Here is a 13,157-nt window from a genome sequence, read left to right as displayed (position 1 = left end):
AAAAAGCAAATCATCTAAATAACAAAACAACCAAAAAAATAACATGGAAAACATCACAATTAAAACAACTATCAGCGCTCCTATCGAAAAGGTTTGGAAATACTTTACCGAGCCAGAATTTATTAAACAATGGAACAATGCATCTCCAGATTGGCATACACCTGCCGCTTCTAACGATTTAACCGTTGGTGGAAAGTTTTCTTACACTATGGCTGCAAAAGATGGTAGCTTTAGTTTCGATTTTGAAGGCACTTATGATGATATTCAGGAAAATAAATACATTGAATATACCATCGCCGATGGCAGAAAAGTTGAAGTGATTTTTGAAGCTGACGGAGAAAACGTAGAAGTTACAGAAACTTTCGAAGCAGAAAATCAAAATCCGATTGAAATGCAAAAAGGTGGCTGGCAAGCTATTTTGGATAATTTCAAGAACTTGGTAGAGAGCGGAAGCTAAGCACTATCACCGTCATTGCGAGGTACGAAGCAATCTTACTACGTTAGCTACAAATTGCTTTAAGATTGCTTCGTACCTCGCAATGACGAGTTTCATAAACTATTCTAAATTTGAAAAAAGTTTACATTTTCAGCGGTCTCGGTGCAGACGAGAGGGTATTCAAATACTTAGATTTTAAAGATTTGGATGTCACTTTTGTGCAGTGGATAAAACCAAAGGTGAATGAGCCTTTAGTTAATTATGTAAGTAGGATAAGAGAGCAAATTAAGGATGAAAATCCAACACTTATCGGTTTATCTTTCGGAGGAATTGTAGCTACCGAACTGGCTAAAATCATTCCTATTGAGAAACTTATCTTGATTTCCTCGTTAAAAACAAAAGCTGAAATTCCATTGATTTATCGCTTGGCTGGTAAAGCAAATTTACATTGGCTTATTCCGTATTCCATCCTTAAAAAAGACCATTTTCTAAATAGATGGTTATTTGGCGCAATCAAGAAAAATGATAGAGAACTATTTAAGAGAGTTCTAGCAGATACGGATGTAGATTTCCTAAAATGGGCAATCAATTGTATTGTAAAGTGGAATAACACTGAGCTACATGCTAACTTATTTCATATCCATGGCACTGCCGACAAACTTCTACCAATTCATAAATCTAGTGAGGTAATAGTTATTCAAAATGGTGGTCACCTAATGGTTCTAGATAAAGCGAAACAGGTGAGCGAGGCTTTACACCAAATTATTTAAAACCTTTCTATTCCTTGTCGTCATTGCGAGGAAGAATGACGAAGCAATCTTACTACGTTAGCTACAAATTGCTTTAAGATTGCTTCGTGCCTCGCAATGACGAATTATTGATGCCAATGCTACTTTGAACTTTCTACCTTCAACTCTCAACCCCCTAAAGCATCATTATCCCTTTAATCTCCCCTACTTTTTTATAGATATCAATTACAGCATCCGCATCCTGCATCCATTTTTTAACAGTAACAGAAATGTATTTACCAGTTTTAGATGGTGTTTCAATAAATTCCTCTTCAGGCAAAATTGCTCTTAACTCTTTCATTTTATCGGCACCGCCTGTTAAAATAAATTTATAAGCATATAACCCTGGAAAAGTCTGTACGCTTTCTAGCTTCTCTTTAAAATTAGCATAGATGTCGGTGTTGTTATTTCCCTCTGGGATATCGTTAAAATCTAAATTGTGGTTCAAATTATTTTCTTCCATAATTAGTAGTTATCAAATTCTATTCCCAATTAACGACAATGCTAATTTGGCAGTACGCAGTTCACAGTTTTCAATTTGCAATTTTCAGTTAACCGATTTCAACAATTAACCGATTAACCAATTTAAACAGTTAACCAAACCTTTCAACAAATTCACCAATTCCCCTTACAATTTGCTATTTTTGAACCTTTAAAAACGAGGATAAAGATTTGGATTATTTAGCAGGATTAAACCCACAACAAAGAGCAGCAGTAGAGAATACCGAAGGACCAGTAATGATTGTGGCTGGTGCAGGTTCTGGAAAAACGAGGGTAATTACCTACCGTGTGGCGCACTTAATACAAAAAGGTATTGACCCGTTCAATATTTTGGTGTTAACCTTTACCAATAAAGCCAGTAAGGAGATGCGTGAGCGTATCGAAAAAGTGGTGGGTGCCGAAGCTAAAAGCATTTGGATGGGAACTTTCCACTCGGTTTTTGCTAAAATCTTACGTGTTGAAGCAGAAAAAATCGGCTATCCAAGCAACTTTACCATTTACGATACCGACGATTGCAAAAGTTTAATCCGTACCATACTTAAAGAAATGCAGTTAGATGATAAGCTTTATGCAGCCAATATCGTTTACAATCGTATTTCACAAGCTAAGAACAACCTTATCTCCGTTGCCGAATATATCAATAACCCTACTTTACTGGCAGAAGATATTGGCAATAAAAGACCAGAATTAGGGAAAATCTATGAAACCTACGCTAAACGCTGCTATAAAGCTGGCGCAATGGATTTTGATGATTTGTTGTTCAAAACCAATGTGTTGCTAAGAAAACATCCAGAGGTACTGAACAAATACCAACACAAGTTTAAGTACATCATGGTAGATGAGTATCAGGATACTAACCATTCGCAGTATACCATTGTAAAAAAATTGGCTGCAGCACATGAAAACTTGTGTGTAGTTGGTGATGATGCGCAAAGTATCTACGCTTTCCGTGGCGCCAATATTCAGAATATCTTAAATGTAGAACGTGATTATCCAGATTTGAAAGTTTACAAATTGGAGCAAAACTATCGTTCTACACAGAACATTGTAGAGGTTGCAAATAGTATCATTGCCAATAACAAAAATCAGTTAGAGAAAAATGTATTCTCGGCTAATGAGCAAGGCGATAGAATTAAAATATCAAGAGCTTTTACCGATAACGAAGAAGGTAAATTGGTAGCCGAAGCCATTGTGCAAGAACGTACTGGCAATGGACTAAACTATACTGATTTTGCTATTTTGTATCGTACCAATGCTCAAAGTAGGGCAATGGAGGAGGCTTTACGTAAACTCAATGTGCCTTATAAAATCTACGGCGGCCTATCCTTCTATCAACGTAAGGAGATTAAGGACTTAATTGCTTATTTCCGCTTAACTTTTAACCCAGCAGATGAGGAAGCACTGAAACGTGTCATCAATTATCCTCGTCGTGGCTTGGGCGATACTACGTTAGATAAAGTTTCGGTAGCTGCAAACGAACACGGCATTACGATGTGGCAGGTTATCTGTACACCACACCACTATTTAGGCGGTCGTATACCTAACCAACTGAATGATTTTTCAATGATGATTAGGGCATTTGCGGCAGAGTCTACAAAGTTAGATGCTTATGAAACGGCTCTATACATTGCGCAACATTCGGGTATTTTAAAAGATTTGCACAGCGATGATAGCGTTGAAGGCAGAGCTCGTTACGAGAATATTCAAGAGTTATTGGCGGGTATTAAAGAATTTTCTGAACGTGAAGATATCGAAGACCGCAGTTTGGCGATTTTCATGCAAGACGTTGCTTTGTTAACTAACGATGATAAAGACAAGGACAAAGATGCGGATACAGTTTCGTTAATGACCATTCACTCGGCTAAAGGTTTGGAGTTCAAAAATGTGTTTGTGGTTGGTTTGGAAGAGAACTTATTCCCATCGCAAATGTCGTTAACTTCTAGAACTGATTTGGAAGAAGAGCGCCGTTTGTTCTACGTAGCTATTACCAGAGCGGAGAAAAAACTGACTTTAACTTATGCTACGTCACGTTACCGTTGGGGCACCTTAACTTCTTGTGAACCTAGTCGTTTTATTAACGAGATTAGCCCTAAGTATTTAGAGTTAGATGCCATTAAACAAGCTAAACCTACTTTTAGCAATGGTAGCTTTGACACTGAACGTAAAAGCTGGAGCCAACAAAGGGAAGCATCGCAGAAACCGACCAGCATGCAAACTGCTTTTAAACCAAAACCTACTACTTCTATTTTACCGAAAGCTCACGTACCAACCCCTGGTTTTACACCAAGTGCGGCAAACGAGTTTCAAATGGGTATGGATGTAGAACACGAAAAATTTGGTTTTGGTAAAATTGTGCAGTTAGAAGGAAGATTACCTGATGTAAAAGCAACTGTGTTTTTCCAAGGTTTGGGCAATAAGCAGTTGCTGTTAAAGTTTGCGAAACTGAGGATTGTGAAATAAGTTGTAAGTTTTAGATTATAAGTAATACGTTTTACTCGGTGAATTGCTATCGTCATTTCGACCGCAGCGAAGCGAGTGGAGAACCGAAGCTCTACGAAGTAAAATCTTTGAACTTGTCTAGTCTGAATAAAGATTTCTCGGCTACGCTCGAAATGACGACCGACTTATAGACATTGCAAAAACTTAAAACTTATTACCTAAGACCTATTATCCAAAACTTTTCTATATTTGCAACAACAAACCATTCCGGTGAATTTCATAATTGAAAACATCTTTGGAAGTTTAGGGTTTTCCCTTAGTCTATAACTTCTATTTCAATTATTTCATAGTGGTTTAACATTACCTTATTAATTTACAATTCGTATTTTAACCATTAAGGAATGAAGAATATTAAGAAAACTAAATCTTAATGAACCTTAAATTCTTAATGTTTAATTACAACATAGCATTTAAAAAAGAATGAATTTCGATTATAATACCACCAGAAGCGAGTTAATTCTGGCAGAATACGGGCGTAATGTCCAAAATATGGTGAAGTATATTATTACTTTGCCAACCAAAGAAGAACGCAATAAATATGCACAAGCCGTTATTGATTTAATGGGCTTTTTAAATCCGCATTTGCGTGATGTGGCCGATTTTAAGCATAAACTTTGGGATCATTTGCACATTATTTCTAACTATCAAATTGATGTAGATAGTCCCTACCCTAAACCTACGCCAGAAACTAAGGAATTTAAACCGGCACATATCGGCTATCCGCAGCAGCGCATTAAATACAAGCACTATGGCAAAACGGTAGAGAAAATGATTGCCAATGCTATTGAAGAGCAAAATCCTGAGCGTAAACAAGCTATGGTACAAGGCATCGCTAACTTTATGAAAATGGCTTATGTGCAGTGGAACAAAGATAACGTGGCCGATGAGGTGATCCTTAAAAACCTGAGCGAGCTTTCGGGCGGTGCATTGGTGCTGGAGGAAAACATTAACCTGCAAAAGGTAGAGTTTAGGAACCAGAACAACCGTCAGAACAACAATAACCGCGGTCGCCAGAACAATAACAACAACAAGAACCGTCAGAACAATAACAATCGCGGTCGTCAGAACAACAACAAACAAAGACATTAACCTTAAAAAAGGCAAAACCAATATAGCATGAATGCATTTGAAATTATAGGCGGCAAAAAATTAAAGGGCGAAATTACCCCTCAAGGCGCTAAAAACGAAGCTTTACAGATACTATCGGCCGTTTTATTAACGGAAGAAAAAATTACCATCAGCAATATCCCCGACATTAAGGACGTAAACAAACTGATTGAGCTTTTGGGCGATTTAGGCGTAACCGTAGAACGTGTAAACAAAGACACTTACACTTTCGAAGCCAAAAACATTAACTTAGAGTTCTTCTCTTCTGACGTTTTTAAAGCAAAAGGTGGTGGTTTAAGAGGCTCTATTATGATTGTAGGCCCCTTATTGGCCCGTTTTGGAAAAGCAGCTATCCCTAAACCTGGAGGTGATAAAATTGGTCGCCGCCGTTTAGACACACACTTTTTAGGTTTCGAAAAACTAGGTGCAAAGTTTGTTTACGACCAAAAGAAGGAATTTTTTAACGTAGATGCAACCAACTTACAAGGCACCTATATTTTGTTAGACGAAGCCTCGGTAACCGGAACTGCAAACATTGTAATGGCGGCAGTTTTGGCTAAAGGTACTACCACTATCTATAACGCAGCTTGCGAGCCTTACCTACAACAATTATGTAAGATGTTGAACCGCATGGGCGCAAAAATTAGCGGTATTGGTTCTAACTTGTTAACTATTGAAGGTGTTACAAAATTAGGTGGCACCGAGCACCGTATGTTGCCAGACATGATCGAAATTGGTTCTTTCATTGGTTTAGCGGCAATGACCGAGTCGGAAATTACGATTAAAAATGTACAGTACGATGAGCTGGGTGTAATTCCAGAGGTTTTCAAAAAACTAGGCATTAAACTAGAGCGTCGTGGCGATGATATTTATGTGCCTTCGCAAAAGCACTACCAAATAGATACTTTTATTGATGGCTCTATTTTAACCATTGCAGATGCACCTTGGCCAGGTTTTACACCAGATTTGCTGAGCATTGTGCTTGTAGTTGCTACGCAGGCCAAAGGCAACGTTTTGATACACCAAAAAATGTTCGAAAGCCGTTTGTTCTTTGTAGATAAATTGATAGACATGGGCGCACAGATCATCCTTTGCGATCCGCACCGTGCCACTGTTAACGGTATCGACAAGAAATATGCCCTACGTGGCATCAGCATGACATCGCCAGATATTAGAGCCGGCGTATCGTTGTTAATTGCAGCCTTATCTGCAGAAGGCAAATCTACCATTTACAACATTGAGCAAATTGAGCGTGGCTACCAAGATATCGACACCCGTTTACGTGCCCTAGGTGCGCAAATTAGACGTGTAGATGCAGCTGCACCAAGCCACTAGAACTTACTTACATCCCATAAGGGAATGATTTTATTTTGAAAGCAGGGTTATATAACGTAGCCCTGCTTTTTGCGTTTACAAGGTTTTCAGATCTTTTTGAAAAGCAGGGTTATTGCTGCTATTTGTGCTAGTCCCGCTATCCGTTTTATCCCGATGAAAAATCGGGATGCCCACTCCTATCGAGTTTATTTTACAAAATTCTTCCTAAATGTTATATCCAGAGATTATTAGGTAATAACAATATCAGAACTACACTAATATATGCACATGTAGGCAAGAAAGATTTAAAGGGAGAAATAAGCCTAATAGACAAAGTAAAATGGTAAAAAACCTGCGCTTTTTGAGTAGTATTTTAACTTTTTGCACTCAAAAAACGTTACGCTAAGCTTACAACAAAACGCCTTTAAAATACAAATGGAGTGAAATAATTGTTTATTTCTAAAGTAAATGGAGTTGCGTATATTTGAGAGTTAGCGGTAATTTTACAGAAACTACACAGACCGAATGAGAAAATATAAAATGGGACTTATTCTGACAATTCTAAGTTGGCTTGCTTGCTTAAAATCCCTATTGGATAATATTTGCAGGACCAATTTTTATAGTTGGACTTTTATTTGTTTGGTTCTCAAAAACAAAATTGAAAACAAAATTACTCACTACAATTCTACCTCTAATTCTTTGATACCCTGGGTTTCTCGCATTCATATTTTCAGGCTCTAAATATATGACACCTGAAACGTTTCTAATACCTGAAAACTTTCGAGGTCAAATTACTTTGATTTATAACGAACCTTGCGGACAGGCAATCCCAAAAGTGGACGGCAGACTTATTTACAAAATTCCAGATAACGGTGTTATGATTTTAAAGAACGAATTTGAAACAGGAATAATTGACCAAGAATACTATTTCGTTGACGACAATGCGAATAAAATTGGAAAAATTCCTAAACTCATTCAACAGGACTTCAACGAGGACTATCCACTTGAAAAAAACAAGAATGAGCAACCAAGAAATAAAGTAGGCTTGTTTCTGCTTGGTACAGGCGAAGGAAGCACATTAAAAAATAAAAATTACAGTTTTCATATAATGGCAGTTAATTCCTGGGACGGTTTACGGCTTCAACGAAACAAAGTTGTTTCCGATAATTTGATTGACAGTTTATTATTCAAATGCAGACAGAAAAAATAAAAAACTATCACTAACAAGGCTCTGCCAAAAGCGGGGCTGAAGTTCTTCGATTAAGCATTTCCCGAAGTGTTCGGACAAGTAATACTAAACTCCTGCCTTTTGCAAATACCAAAATATAAGCAGCTATTTTAGCACAACCGTACCAATAACAAAACCTATGTTAGAAAAATTAAAACAATACAATTTGCAAGCAGCCGAAATGGAAGTGCTAACCCAATATCAATCAAGAGATGGTTTTGTACTACTTGACGAAACAGCCTTTGATGAAATGCAAGACTATCTTAATCAGTTCCCTATTTATGAAAATTTGGTGGCGCTGTTAACAGATGAAAATTCTAATTATTGGTGTTTGTTTGTTAACGGACCAATGAAAGGAATGGTTTGTTATTTAAGCCACGACGAAGCAAATCTAGAACCGAAATTTAAAAACATTTCAAACTTTATCAGTGCGATTAATGCAAACTCAGAAGCTTACGACTTTCATGATTTAGCTGAAACTTCTTTCGATTTCCCTAGCACTAAAAACCAACCAGAATTTATCGAACGAAAAGAAATAATCGAAAAACTTAAAGCCAATTTTCACTCAGAAAATGATGAGGAAGTAAGAATGCAAACCGCCTATTCAATTATGGCATTAACATCGTCCGAAGAAATTGAAGATAACATTTATCCGTTACTTGATGATGAAGATATGTATGTGCAGGAAAGAGCCATTCAAACATTAGGTTTCCACCGCTACAAACCAGCCAAAGAGAAGTTATTGGAACTCAAAAGCACAGCAATGCATAACGGACAATTAGCCATCGAAATCGCATTAAAAAAGATAAACGCTAGTTAAGTAATACCACATTTCGACCTCCCTGCTTACCAGAACAGACTTAAAATTCATCTCAAAATTATTCGACAGAATTGCCGGAAGAAATTCTATCTTAATAGAAAAATTAATAACCAAACATCTCAACTATGGCTTTTTTACTAAAAACAGAAATCACTATCAACACTACGCCCGATAAGGTTTGGGCTGTGCTTACCGACTTTAAAAACTACCCTAACTGGAATCCTTTTGTAACTTCATTAACAAGAGATGTTAAAGTGGGCAATAAAATTGCAGTGCGAATAGAGCCTCCCGGAACTAATGCAAACAGCTTTAAACCTACGGTTACTGCATTAGAGACCAATAAAATATTTAGTTGGTTGGGAGTTGTACTATTTAGAGGAGTTTTTGATGGAGAACACAAATTTGAGTTGATAGACAACCAAAATGGAACGACAACTTTTGTACAAAGTGAAAATTTCATCGGAATTCTGGTACCATTTTTCAAGAAGATACTAGACAATAACACCAGACGCGGATACGAAGCAATGAATAGTAAATTGAAAGAGTTGGCAGAAAAACAATAACAGCCTTTCCAACAAAGGTTTAGTTTCACTGATTTGTCGGGACAGTTAGTCCTAAAAATCCTTGCTTTCGGCAAGCATAGCAACGTTATGCATTATTTTAACCGAACCATTAAAATTTAAACAGAGGTATGATTGAAAAAGCAATAAGTCGATTAAGCTACTTAATTGAAAAAATTCCGAGCAAATTAACAGAAATCGATGAAGCAGAAATATCTATAAAACCGTTTCCAAATAAGTGGAGCAAAAAAGAGATTATTGGCCATCTAATTGATAGTGCAATAAATAACCATCAAAGATTTGTTCGTGGACAGTTTGAAACTATTCCAGAAATTAGTTACGACCAAAATAAGTGGAATGAATATGGTTTTTATCAACAAATTGATAGCAAACAAATAATTTCATTTTGGACTATCTATAACAAACAACTCATAGAAATTATAAAACGAATTCCGACAGAAAGTTTGAAAAGACAAATTAAAGTTAGTAGTAACTTATTAACCATAGAATTTTTAATTGTTGACTATGTTGAACATTTGGAACATCATTTAAAGCAGGTAACGGAATACTGAAAAACAACGCACAGCAGCACTTTTGCAAAATGTCAGATTTAGGACTAAAATTTTTAGCCTTCGACGTTATATACCATCTAAATAAACACCATAAATGAAAAATAATATAGATTTTGATATAAAACCGAACGGGATAATTTCAAGAAAGTTCTTGGATTACGACATTTCAACTTTTATCGAAGCGACAGCATTTGTAAGACAACTTGCCTATGGTAGAAACCAAAACAAAGCCGACTTGGCAACCGTTTTTACCGACAACTGCGGAACTTGTAGCACCAAACATGCGTTATTAAAACAGCTTGCAGACGAGAATAATTTCGAGAACTTAAAACTTATCACTGGGCTTTTTCGAATGAATTCGAGCAATACCCAAAAAATTTCAGCAACATTAAAGAAGCATAAACTTGACTACATTCCCGAAGCTCACAACTATCTGAAATATGGCAACCAAATTTTAGACTTTACCAACAAGACATCAAAACCTGGCGATTTTGAAAACGAACTGATAGAAGAAACAGAAATTCGTACAGACCAAATTGCAGACTTTAAAGTAAATTATCACAAGCAGTATTTAATCAATTGGCTTGCTGAACAAAAAGCTTTAAATTTAACTATAGATGAACTTTGGAAAATTAGAGAGCAATGCATTGCCGACCTTTCAGCAAATTGACGAAGAAACGGGACATGATAAGGGGTTGCCAATCCCATTGAATGCTGAACTTAAAATATGATGACAATAACAGCTGTAAACCACCTATACTAGCGCAAATTCCTTTTCTATCATGGGATGATTTTGAATATAGATCAGTAACGAAGCACTTAAAGAAATTGCAATAGCTGATACTAGTGTAATGGGAGTTTATGTACAACGCACAAATAAAGCCAATTAAATCTAAAGAATAAACAACATCATTTTGTCGTAAATCATCCCCTTATTTATCTCCTTCTACCCTATTCAATCTTGTTGTTATTGCATTATATTTGGATAACAATCAAAACGTAAAACCATGGCTATTATTAACCCGCATATTAACTTTAACGGCAATGCCGAAGAAGCATTTATATTTTATAAATCGATATTTGGAGGTGAGTTTTCAAAATTAACCCGCTTTAAAGATATAGCAAGCGAAGAATTTCCGGTACCAGAAAATGAAGCAAATAAAATCATGCACATTGCTTTGCCTATCGGTAAAACTAACGTGCTAATGGCTAATGATGTACCCAAATTTATGGGAACGGTTAACGAAAATGAGCATAGAAGTAAAATTTCCATCACTGCAGAAAGCAAAGAAGAAGCTGATCATTTATTCAATGGACTTTCAGCAGGTGGAACCATAGAAATACCGATGACCGATAATCCTGGGTCTTCGTATTTCGGTATGTTTAGAGATAAATACGGTATTGAGTGGATGGTGAATTTTGAAGCAGCTCATTAACATACCATCTAATAAAAAGCTACCAGGCAGGTAAAACTGACAAAAGTTAACCATTAGCAAGTACATGAACAACTCTACATCAATTAACGACGCTATTTGGACGCAATTTGGCGCAAGTTTAGACATGCTCGAAAATGCCATTAACATGTGTCCAAACGAACATTGGGATACTCCGATAAATTTTGGCTACGCCTCTTACCATTGTGTTTTTTGGACAGACTACTTTCTAACTACTCAGCCAAATCAATTTGAGCCACCAAAACCTTTTGATTTTTCAGAGTTTGAACAAGCAATTAAACCAATAGGCAAAACTTACCAAAAAAACGAAGTACTTGACTATTTGCAACATTGCCGAAAAAAGGCAAGCCAACTCATAACAACACTTACACCAGAAAAAATGAATGAGCGTTGGGTTAACGAGTACAAAAATTATTCCCTGCTCGAAATCCTATTGTACAACATGAGGCACATTCAACATCACTCGGCACAATTAAACTTACTACTTAGACAAACAATTAACAATGCGCCAAATTGGGTAGCCCAAGCAAAACAAATGGATTAAATATTACCAACATGTTGTGGTCTAAGATTCAAATTAGATAAAGTTTGATAACCTGCTAGTTTTATCGCATTGTTTATTTTTACGTATTTTTGAGAAAGCCATGTAAAAGTACAAGCAATGTTTAAAATAGATTTCCATTCTTTTTGGAGAGGATGCCACCAATAGAAAGTGTTCGAGTGAGCGTCATCATCAACTTGCTAACTTGGTTTATGCATTAAACAGTCTATAAGTAAAACATCAACTACCAATGAGATGAAAGCCCGTAAGTTTAAAAATTCTGAGAAAGAAAGAGAATTCTTTAGGCAACTGAAAAATGAAGTTGTAGATAAGCTTGGCAATGAACTTACAAAAAATGGCGATTTCAATTTTTGGGCTAAAGGCGTTTTCTGGCTTTTGGTTAGCTACGGCGCTTACTACCTACTTTTCCTAGTTAACTCGACACTTAGTTTTTGGTCTTTATTCCTGGTTTTCCAACTAGCTGGCTTGTTAATGGGTTTTTGCTTAGGGCACGATGCTTCTCACAATACTGCTTTCAAAAATAAAAGTGCTAATCAAATTCTTCATTTCTTCAGCTTTCTCACGGTTGGTATAGATCCGCTGTTGTGGGGCTTAAGGCATATTCGTTCGCACCACCTTTACGCGAATGTAGAAGGCAGTGATATCGATATTGATAAAAATCCATTTTTAAGATTAGCCCCCTCACACCCTTGGTCTAAAAAACACAGATACCAGCATATTTATGCGCCTTTTGTATATATGCTAGCGTTGTTGCACTCCGTTTTTATGGGCGATTGGATATACCTTTTTTCCAAAGACTATGATTGGATGAGAAAAGGTGTTCCCAAGTACGAACTACTCCTTCGTTTTTTTATCTTCAAGCTACTTTATTTCACGTTGGTTTTGGTCATTCCAACACTATACACCAACTTTTCGTTTGGCTTTATTTTCTTTACCTACGTTTCTACCTCGGCGTTTACCTCATTAATATTTGTGGTAATGTTGGTTGGCACACATTTTTTCGAAGAAGCCAAATATGACGAACCACAGGGCGATTTTATCGAATCTTCGTGGGCAGTACATCAACTAAAAACAAGTTGCGATTGGAATCCCGACAGTAAATTTGCACGTATTTTAAGCGGTGGCGCAAACTGTCATGCTGCACATCACCTATTCCCCAATATTTGCCATACCAACTACGATAAAATCAACGACATCATTGAAAGAGTTACTAAAGAATTTGAATATCCTTACCATAAAATGTCGTTAATAGCGATGATGAAGTCGCATTTTAGACATTTGAGAAGAATGGGAGCTAACATCCAATAATTAAAAAG

14 protein-coding genes are annotated in these 13,157 nt (G+C 36.6%); 13 read left to right on the top strand and 1 reads right to left on the bottom strand.

Annotated elements, in window-relative coordinates:
• The first annotated feature begins 43 nt into the window (after positions 1-43).
• On the top strand, positions 44-457 hold the full coding sequence (locus tag AC23ME_RS14390; protein ID WP_487728473.1) for an SRPBCC family protein: 414 nt from the start codon (positions 44-46) through the stop codon (positions 455-457).
• A gap of 110 nt (positions 458-567) precedes the next feature.
• Complete coding sequence (locus AC23ME_RS14385) at positions 568-1,206, top strand: alpha/beta fold hydrolase (protein ID WP_487728472.1); 639 nt, start codon at positions 568-570, stop codon at positions 1,204-1,206.
• 154 nt (positions 1,207-1,360) lie between these two features.
• On the opposite strand, the gene AC23ME_RS14380 is transcribed toward AC23ME_RS14385, so the two are convergent.
• Positions 1,361-1,687: a DUF493 domain-containing protein gene (locus AC23ME_RS14380; RefSeq protein WP_487728471.1), complete on the bottom strand. Its 327-nt coding sequence runs from the start codon at positions 1,685-1,687 to the stop codon at positions 1,361-1,363.
• A gap of 209 nt (positions 1,688-1,896) precedes the next feature.
• Between AC23ME_RS14380 and AC23ME_RS14375 the strand changes: the two genes are divergently transcribed.
• The 11 genes from AC23ME_RS14375 (at position 1,897) to AC23ME_RS14325 (ending at position 13,149) form a co-directional block, all read left to right on the top strand.
• Positions 1,897-4,185, top strand: a complete 2,289-nt coding sequence (locus AC23ME_RS14375) for an ATP-dependent helicase (RefSeq protein ID WP_487728470.1) — start codon at positions 1,897-1,899, stop codon at positions 4,183-4,185.
• A gap of 459 nt (positions 4,186-4,644) precedes the next feature.
• Complete coding sequence (locus tag AC23ME_RS14370) at positions 4,645-5,313, top strand: DUF4290 domain-containing protein (protein ID WP_487728469.1); 669 nt, start codon at positions 4,645-4,647, stop codon at positions 5,311-5,313.
• Between the two features lie 27 nt (positions 5,314-5,340).
• Complete coding sequence (murA, locus tag AC23ME_RS14365; RefSeq protein ID WP_487728468.1) at positions 5,341-6,666, top strand: UDP-N-acetylglucosamine 1-carboxyvinyltransferase; 1,326 nt, start codon at positions 5,341-5,343, stop codon at positions 6,664-6,666.
• Between the two features lie 724 nt (positions 6,667-7,390).
• On the top strand, positions 7,391-7,855 hold the full coding sequence (locus tag AC23ME_RS14360) for a DUF6843 domain-containing protein (protein ID WP_487728467.1): 465 nt from the start codon (positions 7,391-7,393) through the stop codon (positions 7,853-7,855).
• A 157-nt stretch (positions 7,856-8,012) separates the two neighbouring features.
• Complete coding sequence (locus AC23ME_RS14355) at positions 8,013-8,693, top strand: HEAT repeat domain-containing protein (RefSeq protein WP_487728466.1); 681 nt, start codon at positions 8,013-8,015, stop codon at positions 8,691-8,693.
• Positions 8,694-8,818: 125 nt separating this feature from the next.
• Complete coding sequence (locus tag AC23ME_RS14350) at positions 8,819-9,256, top strand: SRPBCC family protein (protein WP_487728465.1); 438 nt, start codon at positions 8,819-8,821, stop codon at positions 9,254-9,256.
• A 128-nt stretch (positions 9,257-9,384) separates the two neighbouring features.
• Complete coding sequence (locus tag AC23ME_RS14345) at positions 9,385-9,825, top strand: DinB family protein (RefSeq protein ID WP_487728464.1); 441 nt, start codon at positions 9,385-9,387, stop codon at positions 9,823-9,825.
• A gap of 94 nt (positions 9,826-9,919) precedes the next feature.
• Positions 9,920-10,495 carry a hypothetical protein gene (locus tag AC23ME_RS14340; protein WP_487728463.1) on the top strand — a complete coding sequence of 192 codons (576 nt, stop codon included), beginning with the start codon at positions 9,920-9,922 and terminating at the stop codon, positions 10,493-10,495.
• Positions 10,496-10,832: 337 nt separating this feature from the next.
• Positions 10,833-11,261 (top strand): VOC family protein, encoded by a 429-nt coding sequence (locus AC23ME_RS14335; RefSeq protein ID WP_487728462.1) that lies wholly within the window; start codon positions 10,833-10,835, stop codon positions 11,259-11,261.
• A 64-nt stretch (positions 11,262-11,325) separates the two neighbouring features.
• Complete coding sequence (locus AC23ME_RS14330; protein WP_487728461.1) at positions 11,326-11,823, top strand: DinB family protein; 498 nt, start codon at positions 11,326-11,328, stop codon at positions 11,821-11,823.
• Between the two features lie 252 nt (positions 11,824-12,075).
• The gene (locus AC23ME_RS14325) at positions 12,076-13,149 is read left to right on the top strand and encodes a fatty acid desaturase family protein (protein ID WP_487728460.1); all 1,074 of its coding nucleotides are present in this window, start codon (positions 12,076-12,078) and stop codon (positions 13,147-13,149) included.
• The last annotated feature ends 8 nt before the right edge of the window (positions 13,150-13,157 follow it).

Source organism: Pedobacter sp. T50_32 (assembly GCF_057652195.1).
This window is presented reverse-complemented; position numbering and strand designations above follow the sequence as displayed.